Origin of the sequence: Stenotrophomonas sp. TWI1409, from assembly GCF_039673015.1 — a bacterium.
Classification (GTDB): domain Bacteria; phylum Pseudomonadota; class Gammaproteobacteria; order Xanthomonadales; family Xanthomonadaceae; genus Stenotrophomonas; species Stenotrophomonas maltophilia_A.
Map to the genome: position 1 here is coordinate 1 of NZ_JBDJKU010000036.1, position 20,635 is coordinate 20,635.

The window sequence follows — 20,635 nt, forward strand, 5'->3', positions numbered from 1 at the left end:
GTCCGGTTGCGGGGGCGTGAGCCGCATGGATGCGGCGACCGAGCTTACATGGACGTACTTGCAGCGTCCCCCGCAACCGGACCCACCCCGCCAAACCACGGAATGCACGCTGTTGCCGTTGCTGTTGCTTCGGCTTTTGCTTCGGCAGGTGCAGGGCGCAGCCCTGCAAAGAACCCTATCCTCGCGGTCGGCTGCGCGAGGGCACCAGTGCGAACGTATCCACCGCCAGCTTCTCCGCATGGTTCAACCACGCGCGGATCTCCAGATCATCCACTTCGTGGTCCAGCCCGAACGACACGTTGATCTTGCCGTTGGCATCGGGCTGCACCCACTGCTGCGCCAGTACCACCTTGCGCTGCGAGGACACCGCCTCGATCCAGAAGCCGCGATCCGGGCGCGTGCTCGCCACCAGCTGCAGCATGTACTGGCCGGCACGGGTACGACGACCCTTCTGGGTGATCATGTGCGCCTGGCGCACGCTCGGGCGCGGGCCCTGGAACGCATCCAGCGGTGCATCCACCGCGATGCCGCCACGCAGGTCGTTGTCGCGGTACAGCTTGATGCCGTTGTCGCGGTTGACCAGCAGGGCGCACCAGTCACCGTCGGCCGAGCCGTCCTCGAACGCGGTGCAGCGGTCGACGTAGGCCAGGGTGTTGTCCGGGTTGGCATCGTCGAACTGGCGTGAGGTGTTTTCCAGGTACACGGACTTCAGACTCCAGTCCTTGTCGTACTCCAGCAACACCGGTGGCTGTACGTGCTGCAGGCCGACCACCACCTGGTCATCGCCATCGATCTTCAGCTCGCGGGTCGGTTCGCCCAGCCACAGTGAACGCGCGAAGGCCAGATACTGCGGATAGTCACGGCCACCATCGCGCTGGGTGGCCACGCTGGCGCTGGGCGCGCGCTGGCTGTCGATCAGCGAACGGCCGAAGCCCATCGTCTTCAGGTTCGGGTCCAGTAGGCTGAGCAGGGTCGCACCCGAATCCAGGGTGGTGCCGGCATCGGCGCTGAGCTGCTGCGGGGCAATGCCATCACCCAGGAACAGCAGCAGGTTCTCACGCTTCTGCCGGGTCAGGATGTGGGTCAGATCGTTGGGCATCGCCAGGTGGTCGGAGGCGATCACGATCAGCGTGTCCTTGCCGTACGGGCTGGCCTGGATGCGTTGCACCAGCTGCGAGATCAGCCGGTCGCTGCACTTGAGCGCGTTGAGCATGTTGATGTTGCCGTACTGGCTCTGGTAGCGCTCGCCCTTGCACGACACCGGCAGATGACCGGCCGGGTGGTGGGTGTCCATGGTCAGCGTGGTCAGCATGAACGGCGAACCGGCGCGCGAGAGCTGCTCGAAGCGCTGGTAGGCGGTATCCAGCAGCACGTCATCGTGCACGCCCCAGGCCGAGTAGTGGACGCGGCCGATCTTCTTCTGCTGCTTGAACCACGCCAGGTCATGCACTTCATCGAAACCATGGCTGGCCAGGAACTGGCCCTTGCCGGCGAACTGGCCGTTGGCACCGCCCAGATAGTGGTTGGTATAGCCCTGCTGCTTCAGGTAATCGCCCAGGCACACGGCCTTGGGCAGGAAGCTGCCCATGCGGTCCATGCTGTTCTCATCACCCTGCGAGGTGGTCAGCGGCACGCCGCACATCGACGACACCAGGCCGGCGATGGTCCAGCCGCTGCCCTCGGCCGAGGCCAGGTTGCGCACGTCCAGTGACTCGGACGCCAGGCGGTTGAGGTTGGGCATCAGGCCGGGAAACACGGCCTCGTCCAGGTAGGTACGTTCCAGGCTCTCGCCGTAGATCCAGACGATGTTGCGCGGGCGCTGCAGCGGCTGCGTCGGCACCTGGTATTCGGGTGCGATGCGGGCGAAGTCGACCGGCCGCAGCTGCTGGTACAGGCGCTGGCCGTCGCGGGCCAGCGGACTGATCATGATCGTGGCCACCCACACGGCCGCGAAACCGGCGAACAATGCGCCACCATGGCCGGGCCGGCGCCAGCGCTTCACCCGCGTGGCGAACAGCGGCAGCAGCGAGACCAGCGCCAGCACGATGAAGCCGGCGATATAGCCCTTGAAGTCGGAGACACCGGCGCCTTCCATGTCGGCGCCGAGGTGGTACAGGGTGGCGGCATTGAGCCCATCACCGGACAGCTTGTCGATCAGCCACCACGCGCTGAGCATGAGCAGCAGCAGCGAGAACGCACCAGCCTTCCACCACACCCACTTGTCGGACGCGAGGAACAACCAGCACAGCAGCAACAACGACAGCAGCAGTATCCAGAGCATAGGCAGCTTCGGCAGTGACGGGGTGGTGGTGATGGACGTCGTACCGACGCGTGTCCATCCGACCGACGCTGCCACAAGCACATGCACATGACAGGCCGATGACCCGATAGTGCATGCACGAACCTGACTGAAATGTTTGTTGAAATAACACGCGCGCAATCGCGCTAAGAAGGTAAAACGAGCGTGAAGGGCTTCGTTGGATTACATTAAAAACCGCATGAATACGGGTGTTTTCGTCGACGCGCTAGCGGTGCCCGCGCTCTTCGCGTGCACGCGCACGACGGTCGAACAGCAATGCACTGGTCACGATGCCCAGGCCGAGCACCACGCCGATGAACAACAGAATCAGGGCGATGAGCGGGTAGCCGAACAGGTGCCAGCCGGTGTCGATCTTCATCATCATTGCCGCAGCCATGATCAATGCCGCGCTGATGATGCCGGCTGCCACCCGGTTGGCGATCTTCTGCAGGTTTTCCATCAACCGTGATTCTTCCAGCCCGGTCACCTTCATCTGCAGGCGGTTCTCGGCGAGCAGCGCCATGATGTCCGACAGCTTGCGCGGCCCATCGCGCAGCAGCTGCTGCAACTCCATCGCCTCGCTGGCGATGTTGGCTGCCGACAGCGATTTCTTCAGGCGCGCACGCATCACGTGCTGCAGCTGGCGCTCGACGATGCGGCGGGTTTCCAGCTCGGGTGCCAGCAGCCGGCACACGGTTTCCAGATTGAGCAGCGCCTTGCCCAGCAGGCTCAGTTCCGGTGGCGTGCGCAGGCCGCAGGCGGTGGCGATGCGCACCATGTCCAGCACCACGCGGCCTTCGGAGAAGCTACCGCTGGCGGCGTAGCGCGCGATCAGCTGTCCGGTCTCGCGCAGGTAACGCTCTTCGTCGAAGGCCTCCAGCCGCGTGCTGATGCTGATCAGGTCGTCGGCCACTTCTTCGCCACGACCATCGACCGCGGCGAACAGGATCTTCAGCAGGCGCTCGCGCAGACGCGGCGGCATGTGCGCGACCATGCCCAGGTCGAAGATCGCCAGCCGTCCATCTGGCATCACCCGCAGGTTGCCCGGGTGCGGGTCGGCATGGATCTCGCCATGCACGAAGATCTGGTCCAGGTAGCCGCGGATCAGCGCCGCCGCCAGAGGATCCATCGATTGCTCGGTGCGGCGCACATCGGGAATCGCATCCACGCGCACGCCGGTGGCCAGTTCCATGGTCAGCACGCGCTGGCTGCTGTAGTCCCACAGCGGCTGCGGAATCCACAGGCGGCGGAACGGCTTCAGGTGCCGGCCGAAACGGGCCAGGTTCTCGGCCTCGGCGTGGTAGTCCAGCTCCTGCATCAGGGTCTTGGCGAACTCGTTGAGCCAGTCGCGCAGGCGCACGCGACGGCCCACCTGGGTCAGGTGGTCGGCGGCCAGCGCGAAGCTGCGCAGTGCCTCCAGGTCCGAGCGCAGCTGCGCGGCGACCTCGGGTTTCTGCACCTTCACCGCCACCTGGCGGCCATCGTGCAGCACCGCGCGATGCACCTGCGCGATCGAGGCACAGCCCAATGGCTCGGGATCGAACGCGGCGAACAGCTTGTTCACCGGCGCGCCCAGCTCCTGTTCAACGATGGCATGGATGCGCTCGACCGGAATCTCGGCCACCTTTTCCTGCATGCGCTCCAGCGCCGTGGCGAACTCCACCGGCACCATGTCCGGGCGGGTGGACAGCATCTGGCCTAGTTTGACGAAGGTCGGTCCCAGCGCTTCCAGGTCGCTGACGAACTGTTCCGGGTTGCCATCGGCGGGGACGTCGGCCTGGTTGCTGGCCGCGTCCAGGTTCATGCCCGAGAACACGCCCGAATGGCGGTAGCGCATCAGCAGGCGCAGGATCTGGCTGCGCCGGTTCATGCCTTTGACCAGCGGGGGATTGCCATTGGCGGTGGGCGGATTGCTCAAGCGACACTCCCATGCGACGGATACAGGTAGTGCCGGCCGCTGGCCGGCAATGTCCGGATTACGCAGTGTCGCCGGGGGGCGGTAGGCACGCGGTGAATCCGACCGCTTCCGCAGCTGCCCCGGTATCGGTCAGAATCCGCTCATTCCCTCACTTGGACGCCCCATGGCCGGTGCCAGCCTGTTCGCCCTGCTCGACGATATCGCCTCCCTGCTGGACGACGTCTCGGTCCTGACCAAGGTTGCGGCGAAGAAGACCGCCGGTGTGCTCGGCGACGACCTGGCGCTGAACGCGCAGCAGGTCACCGGAGTCAACGCCAACCGCGAACTGCCGGTGGTGTGGGCGGTGGCCAAGGGCTCGCTGGTCAACAAGGTGATCCTGGTACCGGCGGCGCTGGCGATCAGTGCACTGGAGGCGTGGCTGCACAGCCGTGGCTGGAACGTGCCGCTGATCGTGCCATTGATGATGATCGGTGGTGCCTTCTTGTGCTTCGAGGGCGTGGAGAAGCTGGCGCACCGCTTCCTGCATTCGGCTGACGACGATGCCGAGCATCAGGCCGAGCGGCGCAAGGCGCTGGCCGATACCCAGGTGGACATGGTCGCGTGGGAGAAGGACAAGGTGAAGGGCGCGATCCGCACCGACTTCATCCTCTCGGCCGAGATCATCGTGTTGACCCTGGGCGTGGTCGCCACCGCGCCGTTCACCAACCAGGTGGTCACCCTGGCCGTGGTTGCACTGGCGATGACGGTCTTCGTCTATGGGCTGGTCGCGGGCATCGTGAAGCTTGATGACGTCGGCCTGTACCTGTCGCGCAAGGGCGGTGCCATTGCTGCCTTCGGTCGTGGCCTGGTGGCCTCGGCGCCGTGGCTGATGAAGTTCCTGTCGGTGGCCGGCACCATCGCCATGTTCCTGGTGGGTGGCGGCATCCTGGTGCACAACGTGCCGGCACTGCACCACGCGGTGCAGGCACTGGGTGGCGAAGGGCAGTGGGGCTGGCTGATCAGCGCTGCGGCCAACATGGTGGTGGGCATCATCGCCGGTGCCATCGTGCTGGCGGCGGTGACCGGGTTCCAGAAGCTGCGCGGGAAGTAAACGGCGGCCCATTGCCCGGTAGAGGCCGACCTTGGTCGGCGCTTTGTTTCCGCGTGTGCCAACCAAGGTTGGCACCTACCGAAGCGCTGTCCTTTGCATTGGTAGAGGCCGACCTTGGTCGGCGCTTTGTTTACGCGCGTGCCAACCAAGGTTGGCACCTACCGAAGCGCTGTCCCTTGCGTTGGTAGAGGCCGACCTTGGTCGGCGCTTTGCCCCGGCGTGTGCCAACCAAGGTTGCCACCTACCAAAGCGCTGTCCTTGGTGTTGGTAGAGGCCGACCTTGGTCGGCGCTTTGCTTCCGCGTGTGCCAACCAAGGTTGGCACCTACCAAAGCGCTGTCCCTTGCGTTGGTAGAGGCCGACCTTGGTCGGCGCTTTGTTCCGGCGTGTGCCAACCAAGGTTGCCACCTACCGAAGCGGTTCGCGGTGGGCCGGGCGATCAACCCGCCTGCACCCGGTTCTTGCCCTGCCGCTTGGCCGCATACAGCGCGTCATCCGCGCGCCGCAGCAGCGCTTCGGTGTCATCGCCCGGCTGCCATTGCGCCAGCCCGGCGCTGAAATGCACCGGCACGCGCTGGTCCTGCACGGTCAGCACGCGGTGTGCCAGTGAACGCTGCAGGCGCTGCACGGTGGCCATGCTGTCGGCGCCCTGGGTCTCTGGCAGCACCAGCACGAACTCGTCGCCACCCAGCCGCGCGATGCCATCGGTGGCGCGCAGCAGCAGCTTGCAGACGGCTACCAGGTGCTGCAGCAGTGCATCGCCACCGGCATGGCCATGTGCATCGTTGGTCTGGTGGAAATCATCCAGGTCGATCACCGCCACGCCCAGCGGCGAGTTGTTGCGCGCGGCGCGGGCCAGTTCACGTTGCAGCAGTTCGTCCAGGCCGCGGCGGTTCAGCGCCTGGGTCAGTGGATCGATGCGCGCCAGGTCACCGGCGGCACGTAGTTCCTGCTCCAGCTCGGCGATGCGCTGCTCTGCACGCTCCACTTCCTGCCGCGCGTTGGCCAGGTGATCGCGCGCCTGCGCGGCCTGCTGCTGCACCTTGCCGGTGTCGCGCATCACGTCCTGCAGCAGCTGGTTGAGGTCGGCGATGCTGCGCGCCTCGCGCAGCTGCAGTGCATAGCTGCCAATGCGGTCGTGGTATTCGCCGGTGCTGGTGGCCATGCCATCCATGCGCTCGATGAATTCGCCCATCAGCCCGCGCATCGCCGCCTTCGAATCGTCGATGCCTTGGCGCAGCAGCCCCTGCTTGTAGATCACTTCGCGCAGTTCGGCGCGGGTGCGCTCGACCGCTTCAGCTTCCAGCGGACCATCCAGCAACTGGCGCACCGCCGCGATCTGGCCCTGCAGCCAGCTGCGGTCATCCAGCAGCTCGCTCACGTTCTCCAGCAGCAGCGCGAACAGTTCCAGCAGCAGCGCCTGCTGCTCCTGCCAGCTCTCGGCACGCACGCCGACCTGGTGGCCGAGTTCGCGCACACCCTGTTCGATCGGCTCCAATGCGGTACCCGGCTGCCACTGGCGCAGGCGCGTGGCCAATGCCTGTGCCTGCTCGCGCAGATCCGGGTCGTGCTGCAGCAGGGCCACCACGGCGCCGCCCAGCAGCAACCGCAGCTGCTCCGACAGGCGCAGGCTTTCCGGCTGCCCATCCGGGGAATGCTGCTCGATGGTGCGGATGTACTTGTCGATCAGCTGCCGCATCGCGCGCCCGTAGCGCGGCCAATCGGCACTGGCCTGCGCCGACTGCAGGCGGTCGCCCATGTCACCCAGTTCACCGGGCAGGGTGGCCATGCCGTTGGCGAACGCGGCCAGCAGCGGCTCCGGCGCGTCGGCACCAGCAAACAGCTGCTGCAGTGCCACACCACCACCGCCCTGCAGCACCACCCGGTCACCCAGGCCATCGTCCACCACCGCGCGCACGCGTGCCGGCGGCCCAAGGGCGGTACCGGGGGCAGGGCGGTGGTCGGGCTGGTCCGTCATCGAGCAAATCCTGGGGCTGGCAGGGACTGGTTCCAGCATATCGGCGCGGCCGCCGACGGCTTGAACGGCTAGGATGGGCGACAGGATGCCGCAGTGGAGGTGGTGATGCGCGTGATGTTGCTGGGGGCGACCGGCCTGGTCGGCGGGCTGACCCTGTCCAGGCTGCTGGACGACCCGCGCTGCAGCGCCGTGATCGCGCCGACCCGCCGCCCGTTGGCTGTGGCCCATGCCAAGCTGGAGAATCCAGTGCTGGCCTTCGATGCGTTGCCTGGCGCGCCCGAGTGGGCACGCGTGGACGCGGTCATCTGTGCGCTCGGCAGCACCATCGCCCAGGCCGGCAGCCGTGAGGCCTTCCATCGCATCGACCACGACTACCCGCTGGCGTTCGCCCGGCTGGCGCAGGCGCAGGGTGCGCAGACCTATGTGCTGAATTCCGCAGCCGGTGCCAACCCGCAATCGTCGATCTTCTACAGCCGGGTGAAGGGTGAGCTGGAGCGTGACCTGCGCGCGCTGGGCTTCAACTCGTTGACCCTGGTCCGCCCCGGGCTGATCGGGGGCGAGCGCACCGAGGTGCGACGTGGCGAGCGCCTGGCGCTGATGGTGCTGGGTGCTTTGGGGCCGATGTTGCCACGGGCGTGGCGGATCAACCCGGCCAGCGAGATCGCCAAGGCACTGGTCGAGGCCGCGCTGGCCCCGCAGCCGGGTGAGCACGTGGTGGCATCGCGCGCACTGGTCGGCTGATGTCGCGTGCGCTGCGCCTGACCCAGTTGCTGCAGCTGCTGCGCCGCCATCGACGGCCGGTGGCCGGGCAGGTGCTGGCCGAAGCGCTGGGTATCAGCCTACGCACGCTGTACCGCGATATCGAAACGTTACGCGAACAGGGTGCCGACCTGCGTGGTGAGGCCGGCGTTGGCTACCAGCTGGCGCCGAGCGACACCCTGCCACCGATGACCCTGCCACCGGCCGAGATCGATGCGCTGGTGCTCGGCCTGCGCTGGGTCGCCGCGCGCACCGAGCCGGCGCTGGCCGAGGCCGCACGCGATGCCCTGGCGCGTATCGCGCATGTGTTGCCCGCAGCGCGGCGCGAGGCCTTGCGTGACAGTGGCCTGCGGGTGGGCCCTTCGCGTGCGGCGGCCAAGGTTCCCCCAGCTCGTCTGCAGGCCGTGCGAGAGGCTGTCGGTTCACAGCAGCGCCTGAAGTTCGGCTACGAGGACGCGCACGGCCAGCGCAGCGAGCGGATCGTCTGGCCGTTCGCGCTGGGCTACTTCGATGAGGTGCCGATGCTGGCGGCGTGGTGCGAGCGCCGCGAGGATTTCCGCCATTTCCGTCTGGACCGCATCCGCCAGGCGCGTGTGCTGGAGGATCACTACCTCGTGCCACGCGCCACCCTGCTGCGACGCTGGCAGAAGGCGCAGGGCATCGCCCCGGACTGGCTGGACCGTTCGTAGCGTCGAGCGTGCTCGACTGCTTCTGCGCTTCGCTTCCTGCTTCTGGGGGAGGGGCCTTCGCTCTTTGCTTCTGGTAGGGGTCGAGCTTGCTCGACCGCCTTTGATCTTCGCGAACATCAGTCGAGCAAGCTCGACCTCTATCAGGGCAGGGGCAACAGCAGTCGGGCACGCTCGACGCTACTGACAGAATCTGTCAGCAGGGCCGTACCACCATGAGCGCTCCCAACAACGGAGCTTCCCCATGTTCACGCCCAGCACCCTGCTGCAGTACGTGCGCGACGTCGCCGCCAGCGCCACCTTCTACAGCGGCATCCTCGGCAAGCCGCCGGTCGAGCAGTCGCCCGGCTTCGCCCTGTTCCTGCTCGGCGATGGCGCCGCACTGGGCTTGTGGCAGCGCGACGACGTGCAACCGCCGGTGTCCGCACAGGCCGGTGCCGCCGAACTGGCGATGGTGGTCGCCAACCCGGAGGCCGTGCAGCAGATGCACGATGCGTGGCGCGGGCTCGGCGTGCGGATTCTGCAGGCACCGGTGACCCTGGAATTCGGCCACACCTTCGTCGGTGCCGATCCGGATGGCCATCGCCTGCGTGTCTATAGCCGCGCCGAGGGCATGGTCGCGCGCGATTGATTCAGGGAGGGAGCCGGTACTGGCGGGCTCCTCGACCTACCCTTGCTTCTGTGCTGCTTCGATGACGATTGAAAATGTCTCGTCGTCTTCCGAATCCCACTCAATGGCCAGCTGGGCCAGCTCTGCGACCACATCGCGGCCGGGGTTGCACCGCCTGAGTTCCTTGATGAACTGCCGTATCTGACGGGGTGTCAGTTCACAACCTGGATAATCAAACAGATTGAGCGCGGCATCTGAAGAACGGTCCAGCAGTTCAGGTGCGAGGATGGAGTAGGCTTTGATGTAGCGGGAGAACGGAATATCCGACAGGAAGTTGTCCGTTGCAGTCATGATCGACGCATCATGTGGTGGGTCGCGAAGAAATTCCCTCATGACTGCCAGGACGACCTCTACTGACGGTGGTTTCGTCAGAGGCCGATAGAAGTGGTTGGCGTATGCGCAGCAGCCTTCGTGGGTGATCGCAGCATCCGATAGCGTTGCCAGCGTTGAGATCCAAGCATCAGCGTCCAGCGGCGCAGCCGGTTCGGCGTCTCGTTGTTGATCGTTCTTGGCGATGAGCGCCCGGACGATGGGCTCGCCATTGCGCCATGACTGCAGACGAGAATCGATAATCGCGTACACCTGCTCCTGCTTGTCCCACATGGTTTCCGGCGAAGGCATGTCGCTTTGCGGAAAAAGGGAGAAGAAATCCGAGGAATAGGGGGCGCGCTTGCAGAAGTAGCGAATGGTAAATTCCAGCAATTCCGGGTCGAACGCAGATCCGGGAATCTCGTCCTGGAAAGCAGCTTTGATGCATGCCAAGGCATCCGCCAGTGAGGGGGCGGCTGCCACCGTAGACCCTACCGATGCGTCAAGGAGCGCGCGATTTCGAGCGAGCCAGCGCAGGAAGATGATGTCGAGAACCCAATTCCTGTCCGTGGGATCCTCATCCCTCGTCAGCAGTAATAAGAACGGGGAGGCACGGAAAATATCATCGCCCGCCTTCAGGATTTCTTCGATTGTGGGTGCTTTCTCCAGCATGGGAACTCGACGTCTCAAGAGAAGCTCAATGCTATCGAGCTGCTCTGGGGAATCCATGCAACTATTCTCAAAGTGCTCTCTTGCGCTCTCGACCGATCGACGGAGAGCCCTGTAGATCCACGCCATGCGTGGATGGAGCGCGACGGAGCAGGCACAAAAAAACGCCGGGCAATGCCCGGCGTTTCTCTAATTCATGTGCCAACCAAGGTTGGCACCTACCGGTCAGGTGGCCGATCAGCTGGCCAGTGCCAGGTCGTCCATCATCGCGCGCAGGAAGCGTGCTGCTTCGCCGCCGGTGGCCGCGCGGTGGTCGAAGGTGACCGACAGCGGGATCACCTTGTGCGCTTCCACGCCGCCCATCACCGGGGTCATCTGGTGGCGGGCACGGCCGGCACCGACGATGGCCACGCACGGCGGCACCACGACCGGGGTCGCGTAGCGGCCGGCGAACATGCCGAAGTTGGACAGCGAGATGGTGTAGCCGCTCAGTTCCGAGGCGGCGATGGAACGCGATTCCACTTGCTCGCGCAGGCGGTTGACGCCTTCGCGGATGCCACGTGCATCGAGCATGTCGGCATTGCGCAACGCCGGCACGAACAGGCCGTCGTCGGTGTCCACGGCGATGCCGATGTCCACCTGCGCGTGCAGGGTACGGGTCAGCGCTTCACCGTCGAACCAGGCGTTCATCGCCGGCACCTTCTGTGCGGCGACCACGATCGAACGCACCAGGCGCGCGGTGACGTCGTTGCCCGGCAGCCAGGCGTGGATGTCGGCATCGTCGTTCAGCGTGGTCGGCACGACCTTGCTGTGCGCATCGGCCATCACGCGCGCCATGTTGCGGCGCACGCCCTTCAGCGGTTCCGGCTGGCCCTTGGCGACCACGCCCGGCGGCTGGGTACGCATCGGCTTGCCGGCGGCGGACAGCGGGGTGCGCGCTTCGCTCTGCACCGGGGCAGACACCTGCGCCGGGGCCGGCGCGGCATAGGCAGCAGCGGCAGCCGGTGCCGGAGCAGCGCCGAGCTTGGCGGTGCCGTTGGCGGCGGCCTGCTTGACGTCGGCCATGGTCACCGCGCCATCGGTGCCGGTAGCGGCCACGCGGCTCAGATCCACGCCCAGCTTGCGCGCCATCGCACGCACGGCCGGCACGGCCTTGACGCCACCGACGGCCAGCGCCTGTTCGGCATGCACGGCGTTGGAGCTCTGCATGGCGCCGACCACGGTACCGGCGTCGTCACGCTCGGCGGCGGCCGGCTTGGCTTCCTCCGCAGCGACCGGCGCAGCCGGCAGCGGCGGCGGGGTCGGTGCCGCGGCCGGTGCCGCATGGCCGTGGCTGTGGCCGGTGTCCTGGCCATCCGCGCGCTGCGGCAGGTTGGGGTCCAGTTCGAAGCTGGCCAGCACCGAGCCGGTCGGGATGATGTCGCCGGCAGCGCCGGACAGCTTCAGCACCTTGCCGGAGAACGGCGACGGCACCTCGACGACGGCCTTGGCGGTCTCCATCGAGACCAGCGGCTCGTCCAGCTTGATCACATCGCCTTCCTTGACGAACCACTCGACGATGGTCGCGTCCGGCAGGCCTTCGCCCAGGTCGGGCAGGTTGAAGTTCTTGGTCTGGCTCATTTGCAGTTCTCTTCCAGCAGTTCCAGTTCGCGGGCCGGCAGCCAACCCGTCGCGCCATTGGCGCGCTCGGACCACCACCACCCGCCGTGTTCGTGATGAAGCTTCACCATCTCGCCGCTTTCCACATCCAGCTCGCGGGCGTCGTAGTCGCACAGCGCTTCGGCGCGACCCTCGTCCAGCAGCTGCAACCAGGCGATGGGCGCCCATCCAGCGCGCCCATCGTTGGTGCGTACCCAGGCAAACGCCGGCCATTCCTCGTCACGGACACCTACTTCGACGATCTGGCCGGTGTGGAACCGGAGCGGGTTGGGATACTGGCTGCGGTAAGCCCCCAGAAGGCGGGCCCGCATGTCAGCCGGCCGCCACCGCGCGCTTGGCCGCAGCCACGATCCGCTCAACGCTCGGCAGGTACTTCATTTCCAGGCGGAACAGCGGAATGTGGGTGTCGTAGCCAGTGACGCGCTCGACCGGGGCCAGCAGGTCGTAGATCGATTCCTCGGCCAGGCGCGCGGCGATCTCGGCGCCGAAGCCCGCGGTCTTCGGGGCCTCCTGCACGATCACGCAGCGGCCGGTCTTGGCCACCGATTCGGCGATGGTGGCGAAGTCCAGCGGACGCAGCGTGGCCACGTCGATGACTTCGGCACTGATGCCTTCGCCGGCCAGCTTGTCGGCCGCTTCCAGCGCTTCCTTCACCTGCGCGCCCCAGGTCACCAGGGTCACGTCGGTGCCATCGCGCAGCACAAAGCAGACGTCCAGCGGCAAGGCTTCGCCGTCGTTGACGACTACTTCCTTGTACTGGCGGTAGATGCGCTTGGGCTCCATGTAGATCACCGGATCCGGCTCGCGGATCGCGGCCAGCAGCAGGCCGTAGGCGCGCTGCGGCGACGACGGCAGCACCACGCGCAGGCCCGGCACGTTGGTGAAGATCGCCTCGTTGGCTTCGCTGTGGTGTTCCGGCGCGCGGATGCCACCGCCCCACGGCACGCGCAGCACCATCGGGCAGTGCAGGCGGCCACGGGTGCGGTAACGCAGGCGGGCGGCGTGGCAGACGATATGGTCGACCATCGGGTACATGAAACCGTCGAACTGGGCCTCGGCCACCGGCTTCATGCCCTGCGCCGCCAGACCGATGGTCAGGCCGGCGATGGTGGTTTCATCCAGCGGGGTGTCGAGGATGCGTTCGGAGCCGAAGCGCTGCTGCAGGCCGGCGGTGGCGCGGAACACGCCGCCGTTGACGCCCACGTCCTCGCCCAGCACCAGCACCGACGGGTCGTGCTCCAGCTCCCAGGCCAGTGCCTGGGTGATGGCTTCGATCAGGGTGATGGGGGTGGTGGTCATGCTCTCTTCTCCGCGCGCGACGGCGGCGCTGTCGGCGGCGTTGGTGTGCGCGCCGGGCGCGCCGTTCTTGATCTCATCCATGGCGCTTCTCCAGGGCGATCGCCTGGGCACGCTGGGCCAGCAGGTCCGGCGGCGGATCGGCATACAGGAAGTCGAACATCGCCTCGACCGGCTGCACCGGCGTGTTGAGGTACAGGTTCACTTCCTCGTCCACGCGGGTGCCGCACTCGGCGACCCACGCGGTTTCCTCTTCTTCGCTCCACACACCGGCGTTGATCAGGTACTTGCGCAGGCGCAGCATCGGCTCGCGCTGCCAGGCATCCTTCACTTCGGCGTCGTCGCGGTAGCGGCGCGCGTCATCGGCGGTGGTGTGGTCGGACAGGCGGTAGGTCATCAGTTCCAGCACGGTGCCACCGTTGCCGGCCAGCGCACGTTCGCGCGCCTGCTCCATCGCCGCCAGCACTGCGATCAGGTCGTTGCCGTCCACCTGCAGGCAGTGCAGGCCGCCGGCCAGGCCCTTCTGCGCCAGCGTTTCGGCACCGGTCTGGGCCGAACGCGGAACCGAGATGGCCCAGCCGTTGTTGACGATGCACAGGATCAGCGGCAGCTTATAGGCGCCGGCCGAATTCAGTGCCGCGTAGAAGTCGGTCTTGGAGCTGCCGCCGTCGCCACACACGGCCACCGCGATCTGCGGTTCCTTGTTGAGCTTGAACTTCAGCGCAGCGCCTGCGGCGTGCAGGCACTGGGTGGAAATCGGCACGCAGAACGGGAAGTCCTTGGCCGCGTTGCCGCCGTAATCGTTGCCGCGTTCGTCGCCGCCCCAGTACATCAGCACGTCGTGCGGGCGCACGCCACGCATGAACATCGCGCCATACTCGCGGTACGAAGGTGCGAACACGTCGTCCTTCTGCATCGCAGCGCCGATGCCCACGTGCGCGGCTTCATGGCCCAGGCAGGCGGCGTAGGTGCCGAGCTTGCCGGTGCGCTGCAGCGCGATGGATTTGCTGTCGAACGTACGTACGAACAGCATCTGCTTGAACAGCGGTACCAGGACCTTGGGGTCGCGCAGCGACGCGGGCAGGTCATCGCGGACGAGCTTGCCGTCCGTATCCAGGTACTGCAGGTATTCGATCTTGAATTCAGCGGCAACCGTCATTGCGTACTGCACCTTCGACAGAGAAGTTACAAATGATATGAATCGCCATGTTAAGGAACGCGTACGGAATAGCCTTCCTGCGCCGCAACACGGCGATTCCCCGTTTTACCCCTGCCGGCGGGTGGGGGGCCAATAACAACAACGTATTCAGTCGTTGCTGCAAAGCATCAGAATACGCCTCTGGCTGACCGCCAGTACAACGGCCTGGGCGGTTCCACGCGCAGGCCTGGTATCGGCCGATGCTCCACGGCCAACCGCACGCCCGAGTATGGACCCGGCGGCTGCCAGCGCGGCGGCAACGCGCTACCCTTGCCGCCCCCGATCTGGTCCCGCCCATGTCCGTCGACAACAACCAACGCGATCTCGAAGCCGGCATCCACACCGACCTGCAGGGACGCCTGACCTATGGCGGCTACCTGCGGCTGGACCAGCTGCTCAGCGCGCAGCAGCCGCTGTCCAGCCCGCCGCACCACGACGAGATGCTCTTCATCATCCAGCATCAGACCTCGGAGCTGTGGCTGAAGCTGCTGGGCCATGAGCTGCGTGCCGCAATCGGCTTCCTGCAGCGCGATGAAGTCTGGCAGTGCCGCAAGGTGCTGGCGCGCAGCAAGCAGGTGCTGCGCCAGCTGACCGAGCAGTGGTCGGTGCTGGAAACGCTGACCCCGTCCGAGTACATGGGCTTCCGCGACGTGCTGGGCCCGTCGTCGGGCTTCCAGTCGCTGCAGTACCGCTACATCGAGTTCCTGCTGGGCAACAAGAACGCGCAGATGCTGCAGGTGTTCGAGCACGACCCGGCCGGCCAGGCGCAGCTGCGCACGGCACTGGAAGCGCCGAGCCTGTACGAGGAATTCCTGAAGTACCTGACCCGTTTCGGCCACGCCGTCCCGGCGGTGTACGAGGCCCACGACTGGACCCAGCCGCATGTGGCCGATGACGCACTGCAGCCGGTCTTCGAACGCATCTACCAGGACACCGATCGCTACTGGCGCGAGTATTCGCTGTGCGAGGACCTGGTGGACCTGGAGACCGCCTTCCAGCTGTGGCGATTCCGACACATGCGCACCGTGATGCGGGTGATCGGCTTCAAGCGCGGCACGGGCGGCTCGTCCGGCGTGGGCTTCCTGGCCAAGGCGCTGGAACTGACCTTCTTCCCCGAACTGTTCCAGGTGCGGACCAGCCTGCAGGCCGGGCCCCCGGCAGAAGAGGGCTGATCCGTATTCAGCTTGGATCCCGGCCGGCGGCTGGATCGTTTCAGATGCAAGTTCAGGGAGCAGGCTGGCACCTGCCTCAAACGGCGTGTATTTGACGTGAACGCCAGAAGTCGGTGATCCTCGCGCGTTGCTCCAACTGCACATCGGACGTGCTCGTCATCCACCGAACCAGGAAATCCGCATGAGCGTAAACGCCACTGCGAACACCCCAGAGCCGGCGCTGCCGGACTTCAAGACCACGCTGGGCCACCCGCGCCCGTTGTGGATGCTGTTCATGACCGAGTTCTGGGAGCGCTTTGCGTTCTATGGCATCCGCTGGGCCTTGGTGCTGTACATCGTCGCCCAGTTCTACAACGGCAGCGCTGCCGGTGAAGGCGACGCCAGCCGCATCTACGGCGCCTACCTGGCCCTGGTGTATGCCGCAGCGATCTTCGGTGGCTACGTGGCCGACCGGGTACTGGGTTACCAGCGATCGATCCTGACCGGCGCGATCATCATGGCCGCCGGCCTGTTCATGATCTCGCTGCCGCAGGAGCACATCTTCAAGCTCGGCCTGGCCACGATCATCGTCGGCAACGGCCTGTTCAAGCCCAACATCTCGACCATGGTCGGCAAGCTGTATGGCCTGAAGGACGAGCGCCGTGATTCGGGCTTCACCATCTTCTACATGGGCATCAACATCGGCGCGATGATCGCCCCGGTGCTGACCGAGTACCTGGCCCGCAAGGTCTTCGGTACCGACGCGATGCCGTCCTACAAGGTCGTGTTCATCGCCTCGGGCGTGGGCATGCTGATTTCGCTGGTGTGGTTCTACATCGGTCGTGCCGGCCTGAAGGGCATCGGTGCACCGCCGGCCGGCGCTGAAGGCTTCGGCCGCATCATCATGGTGCTGGCCGGTGCCGTGGTCGCCATCCCGGTCGCCTACTTCCTGCTGGCCACCGGCGCCACCGCACTGGCCTGGATCCTGGGCGCGATGTTCACCGCGCTGGCCATCCTGCTGCTGGTCGAGGGCATCCGCGAAGGCAAGGTGCAGCGCGACCGCGTGATCGCGATGCTGATCATCTTCGCCTTCAACGTGATGTTCTGGATGTTCTTCGAGCAGGCCGGCAGCTCGTTCACCTTCCTGGCCGAGAACATCGTCAACCGCCAGATGGGTGACTGGACCTTCCCGACCGCGTGGTTCCAGTCGGTCAACTCGGTGGCCATCATCACCCTGGCGCCGATCATCGCCTGGATCTGGGTGGCCCTGGGCCGCGCCAACCCGTCCATTCCGCGCAAGTTCGGCCTCGGCCTGCTGTTCAACGGCGCCGCCTTCGCCCTGCTGATGTACGCGCTGTCGCAGATGGTCGTGGACGGCAAGATCCCGTTCTGGACCCTGTTCATGGTCTACGTCATCCAGTCGGTGGGTGAGCTGTGCCTGTCGCCGATCGGCCTGTCGATGGTGACCAAGCTGGCCCCGGTGCGCCTGGTCGGCTTCGGCATGGGTGGCTGGTTCCTGTCCACCGGCATCGGCAACAACCTGTCGGGCATCTTCGCTGGCGTGGTCAGTGGTGAAGGCGGCATGACGGTCGAGTCGGCCCTGAAGGGGTATACCTTCGGGTTCTGGGCCCTGATCGGCTCCGGCGTGGTGCTGTTCCTGGTCGCCCCGCTGATCAACAAGCTGATGCACGGCGTCAAATGATGATGAGAGGGTAGTAGGCATGCGCAGCAAGCTCGGTGGTGCAGTGGTGGTGGTCTGTGTGGCGCTGATCGGCGCCTGTTCCCAACCGCAACCGCCTGCCGCCGCCGAGCCTACGCAGCCTCTGGATACCCGACCCACCGAGCCACCGGTCGCTGACCCCAGCGAACCGGTGGCCTCGGGCAACACCCCGGTGGCGGCGGACATCGCCGCCATCGCAGGGCTCGGCGCGCAGTTCGACCCGGCCCGCAACCCCGCCGACGACCTGGCCACCGCCAAGGTGGAAGCCCAGCGCGGCAAGAAGCGCATCCTGCTCGAGGTCGGCAACGCCGCCTGCGAGCGCTGCCGGGCGCTGGACGAGGTGGTGGAAGGCAACGGCGACCTGCGCCGCTTCCGCGATGCCCACTACGTGTGGGTGAAGGTCAACGCCAGCGACGAACAGCCCAACACCGCTTTCTTCGCCCAGTTCCCGATGATGGAACGCGACTACCCGTACCTGCTGGTACTCGATGCCGATGGCGGACTGCTGGTGTCGCAGGCGACCGGCGAGCTGCGCAAGGGCGAAGCCTTCCAGCCCGCGCGCGTGACCGCGTTCCTCAAGCAGTGGGCACCTGACAAACCGGAATAGGGTAGTGCCGGCCGCTTCGGTGGATGCCGACCGCTGACCGCCACCCCCGTTGGGTGCCGACCGTTGGTCGGCACTGAGGCACATCCACGCGTGACGTGGGTCGATTGCGCGCGCCGTCACACTCTCTGAAACGGCGTCTCAACTTCATCGCACGTACGCCGTTACCGGCAAGGACCTCAGTCGACATCCCGTCGATGCAACCTTCCGGAACGCCCATGCACAGCGACCACGCCGAACGACTGCCCGAACCTGCCAGCGACCTGGCCGAGGCTGGGGCAGGCGAGGGCGTGACCCTGCCGCCGCAGGAGGCGTTGCTGGATGACGCCGGTACCGGCGAGGACACCGTTGAACTGGCACCGCCGCGTCACCGCCTGCCGCAGATCGCGCTGCCCGACAACGTGGTGCTGAAGGGGGCGGTGCAGAAACTGGTCGAGCAGAAATCACGGCTCGATGCATTGGCCGCCGACGGCCAGCTGGCCGGGCTGCTGCCGCCGGAATGGCAGGGCCAAGGCGTGCGTGCGATCGAACTGTCCACGTTCATCCAGGGCGTGCTGCCGTTCCTGCAACCCGGCGAACGTGGCGAAACCGCGCCCGCGCGCCTGCCGGTGCGCCACGTGCTGGGAGACGACAGCCGCTGGGGCTTGGAGGATGTCGCCGAACCGAAATCGCTGGCCTGGTACCTGGCCAGTGACGAACGCGCTACCGTCGGCAGCAAGGACGTGGCCGAGGCCTATCTGGTGGGTGCACTCGGTCTGGCGTGGATGCAGGAAGGGCGCAGCCGTCCTGGCTTCCTGCGCGCGATGGGCCAGGACAGCCTGGCCGCGCGGGTGACCATGCTCGGCTACCCGCCGGCCAACGAACTGGCGCTGTACAGCGTCACCGCGCACGGCCAGCCGCAGATCTGGTGCGTGCATGGCCGCCGCCGCATGCGCCCGCTGGTGGCGCCGTGGCTGAGCGTGCCGCTGCTGACCGCCTATGGCGTGCCGGCGCCGGTTGCGTGGCCGTCCAGTTTCCCGCCGGTGGAGGCGGTGGCCGAACTGCTGGCGACCGCACGGCAGGGGCGTGCGCTACCGGAGGTGGACCTGGGCAAGGTCGTGGCGAAAATCGCCGAAGACACCGCGTCTGACGCCTGGCAGCCGGTCAGCCTGCTGCAGCTCAACACCTGGTCACCGCGTTGGCACTTCTTCCTGGGCACCTTCGTCGGCCTGCCGTCGCTGCTGCTGGTGGCTGCTGCGCTGGCGCTGCCGGGCGCGGTCGAAGCGGCCACGGTTGCCGCATCGCTGGGCTTCGCCGGCGGTGCCATCGCTGCGCTGGCGGTGCCGTGGATCCATGCGCGGCGCAAGCATCTGAGCTGAAGCATGAGCGCCATCCACGCGCGGCGTGGATCTACAGGGGGCCGGGTGCCGCGGTCTGCAGCTTTTGCCGGGCCCGCTCCATGGCGGTCTGCAGTCTTTGCTTGAGGACCTTACGAGAGGGCAGCGTGGTCAGGTATTCCGCAACATGGATGCCTGAGCGATCCAGCTCCAGCAATTCGATCTGACCCGCCTTTTTCCCCGTGCAGAGGATGATGCCCAACGGCGCCTGCTCGCCGTCCTCACGTTCGTAGCGGTCCAGCCAGCGCAGGTAGAGTTCCATCTGCCCTTTATAGGCGGGCTTGAACTCGCCGATCTTCAGCTCGATAGCGATCAGCCTGCGCAGACGCCGGTTGTAGAACAGCAGGTCAAGGTGGAAGTCATCGCCGTCGATCTGGATGCGCTTCTGGCGGGCGACGAAACTGAAGCCCGTGCCAAGTTCGAGCAGGAAGCCCTGCATCTCGCGAAGGATCGCGCTTTCAAGGTCCTGCTCGTCCCAGCTGTCCTTCAGGCCAAGAAAATCCAGGACGTAGGGATCACGCAGTACCAGCCCTGGAGACAGCTGCTGGTTGCCACGCAGTGCCGCCAACTCATCGGCGATGGTCTGCTCGGGTTGACTGGAAAGCGCCGTGCGCTCGTACAACATCGAATCGATGCGCTGGCGCAGCATGCGCACACTCCAGCCCTCGGTGGCGGCCATCTGCGCATAGAAGTCACGCTTGAGCGGATCCGCCAGGGGGATCAGTGCGATGAAGTGGGTCCAGCTCAATTGTCGTATCAGCGATACGACAATCTGCTCGTCCGCAAATGCGGTGGAGAACTGCACCATCCGGCGCAGGCTCTTTTCACCGAAGGAGGTACCGAATTCGGTCGTCAGCGCCTTGGCTATCCGGGTGAAGACAAGCTCTCCGTAGCGGGCCCGTCGGCCCCTCAACTGATCAGCGTGGATGCGCCGCCCGATCCGCCAGTACAACAGCGTGAGCTCGCTGTTGATGGTTCTGTGCATCCTGTTGCGCGCCGCGCAGATCAGCTCTCTGAGATCGGCCAGCAATTTCTGGCCATGCGGCAGCGTTGAATGCGAGTCATCCATGAGGGGGCCCGTCCGATGTGGATCCATGGCCGGGCTGATACCCGTTGAACGTTTACCGTCAGGCCGCACACGTGAGCAGTCCAATAGGAGAATTCACTGGATCAGCCCGTTTCGATACACCAGCCTGGCGGAAACGGGCCGTATCGGGCCAATGCGGAAATGTCGCCGGGCGAGGGCGACACTTC

General features: G+C 66.0%; 16 protein-coding genes and 1 pseudogene. 8 read left to right on the forward strand and 9 right to left on the reverse strand.

All coding sequences use genetic code 11. From position 1 onward, the window contains the following. Positions 1-175: 175 nt before the first annotated feature. Together ABE423_RS12865 and ABE423_RS12870 are read right to left on the reverse strand one after the other, a co-directional pair. Positions 176-2,281 (reverse strand): phosphoglycerol transferase I, encoded by a 2,106-nt coding sequence (locus ABE423_RS12865; protein ID WP_346486269.1) that lies wholly within the window; start codon positions 2,279-2,281, stop codon positions 176-178. Positions 2,282-2,525: 244 nt separating this feature from the next. Then, a pseudogene (locus ABE423_RS12870) lies at positions 2,526-4,181 on the reverse strand (AarF/UbiB family protein); the annotation flags it as partial. Positions 4,182-4,380: 199 nt separating this feature from the next. Between ABE423_RS12870 and ABE423_RS12875 the strand changes: the two are divergent. Beyond that, positions 4,381-5,307 carry a DUF808 domain-containing protein gene (locus ABE423_RS12875; RefSeq protein WP_032127139.1) on the forward strand — a complete coding sequence of 309 codons (927 nt, stop codon included), beginning with the start codon at positions 4,381-4,383 and terminating at the stop codon, positions 5,305-5,307. 438 nt (positions 5,308-5,745) lie between these two features. Here the strand turns inward: ABE423_RS12875 and ABE423_RS12880 are convergent, their stop codons facing one another. Further along, complete coding sequence (locus tag ABE423_RS12880; RefSeq protein WP_164161331.1) at positions 5,746-7,284, reverse strand: GGDEF domain-containing protein; 1,539 nt, start codon at positions 7,282-7,284, stop codon at positions 5,746-5,748. A gap of 105 nt (positions 7,285-7,389) precedes the next feature. On the opposite strand from ABE423_RS12880, the gene ABE423_RS12885 reads away from it, so the two are divergent. The 3 genes from ABE423_RS12885 (at position 7,390) to ABE423_RS12895 (ending at position 9,360) form a co-directional block, all read left to right on the forward strand. Next, on the forward strand, positions 7,390-8,025 hold the full coding sequence (locus ABE423_RS12885) for an NAD-dependent dehydratase (protein ID WP_185749960.1): 636 nt from the start codon (positions 7,390-7,392) through the stop codon (positions 8,023-8,025). After that, on the forward strand, positions 8,025-8,732 hold the full coding sequence (locus ABE423_RS12890; protein ID WP_125894241.1) for a YafY family protein: 708 nt from the start codon (positions 8,025-8,027) through the stop codon (positions 8,730-8,732). Before ABE423_RS12885 ends, ABE423_RS12890 begins: the two co-directional genes overlap by 1 nt. A 241-nt stretch (positions 8,733-8,973) precedes the next feature. Beyond that, positions 8,974-9,360 (forward strand): VOC family protein, encoded by a 387-nt coding sequence (locus tag ABE423_RS12895; RefSeq protein ID WP_125894239.1) that lies wholly within the window; start codon positions 8,974-8,976, stop codon positions 9,358-9,360. 36 nt (positions 9,361-9,396) lie between these two features. Here the strand turns inward: ABE423_RS12895 and ABE423_RS12900 are convergent, their stop codons facing one another. The 5 genes from ABE423_RS12900 to pdhA form a co-directional block, all read right to left on the reverse strand. Further along, positions 9,397-10,380 carry a hypothetical protein gene (locus ABE423_RS12900; protein WP_260467341.1) on the reverse strand — a complete coding sequence of 328 codons (984 nt, stop codon included), beginning with the start codon at positions 10,378-10,380 and terminating at the stop codon, positions 9,397-9,399. Positions 10,381-10,614: 234 nt separating this feature from the next. Then, positions 10,615-11,997 carry a dihydrolipoamide acetyltransferase family protein gene (locus tag ABE423_RS12905; RefSeq protein WP_125894237.1) on the reverse strand — a complete coding sequence of 461 codons (1,383 nt, stop codon included), beginning with the start codon at positions 11,995-11,997 and terminating at the stop codon, positions 10,615-10,617. Further along, entirely contained in the window at positions 11,994-12,347 is a 354-nt protein-coding gene (locus ABE423_RS12910) for an SH3 domain-containing protein (RefSeq protein WP_005411349.1), read from the reverse strand. The genes ABE423_RS12905 and ABE423_RS12910 overlap by 4 nt, the downstream gene beginning before the upstream one ends. A gap of 1 nt (position 12,348) precedes the next feature. After that, positions 12,349-13,416: an alpha-ketoacid dehydrogenase subunit beta gene (locus tag ABE423_RS12915; protein ID WP_019338598.1), complete on the reverse strand. Its 1,068-nt coding sequence runs from the start codon at positions 13,414-13,416 to the stop codon at positions 12,349-12,351. Next, the gene (pdhA, locus tag ABE423_RS12920) at positions 13,409-14,491 is read right to left on the reverse strand and encodes a pyruvate dehydrogenase (acetyl-transferring) E1 component subunit alpha (RefSeq protein ID WP_049461216.1); all 1,083 of its coding nucleotides are present in this window, start codon (positions 14,489-14,491) and stop codon (positions 13,409-13,411) included. The genes ABE423_RS12915 and pdhA overlap by 8 nt, the downstream gene beginning before the upstream one ends. A gap of 335 nt (positions 14,492-14,826) precedes the next feature. On the opposite strand from pdhA, the gene ABE423_RS12925 reads away from it, so the two are divergent. The 4 genes from ABE423_RS12925 to ABE423_RS12940 all read left to right on the forward strand — a co-directional run bounded on the left by ABE423_RS12925 (position 14,827) and on the right by ABE423_RS12940 (position 19,363). Continuing rightward, positions 14,827-15,702, forward strand: coding sequence for a tryptophan 2,3-dioxygenase family protein (locus ABE423_RS12925; protein ID WP_125894235.1), 876 nt, complete (start codon positions 14,827-14,829; stop codon positions 15,700-15,702). A 181-nt stretch (positions 15,703-15,883) separates the two neighbouring features. Then, complete coding sequence (locus ABE423_RS12930) at positions 15,884-17,383, forward strand: peptide MFS transporter (protein ID WP_032127146.1); 1,500 nt, start codon at positions 15,884-15,886, stop codon at positions 17,381-17,383. Between the two features lie 19 nt (positions 17,384-17,402). Continuing rightward, positions 17,403-18,008: a thioredoxin family protein gene (locus ABE423_RS12935; protein WP_125894233.1), complete on the forward strand. Its 606-nt coding sequence runs from the start codon at positions 17,403-17,405 to the stop codon at positions 18,006-18,008. Between the two features lie 215 nt (positions 18,009-18,223). Next, a complete protein-coding gene (locus ABE423_RS12940; protein WP_293793575.1) occupies positions 18,224-19,363 on the forward strand; it encodes a hypothetical protein in 1,140 nt (379 codons plus the stop codon). Between the two features lie 31 nt (positions 19,364-19,394). Here ABE423_RS12940 and ABE423_RS12945 read toward each other — a convergent pair whose 3' ends face one another. After that, positions 19,395-20,450: a PDDEXK nuclease domain-containing protein gene (locus tag ABE423_RS12945; RefSeq protein ID WP_125894229.1), complete on the reverse strand. Its 1,056-nt coding sequence runs from the start codon at positions 20,448-20,450 to the stop codon at positions 19,395-19,397. Positions 20,451-20,635: the final 185 nt, after the last annotated feature.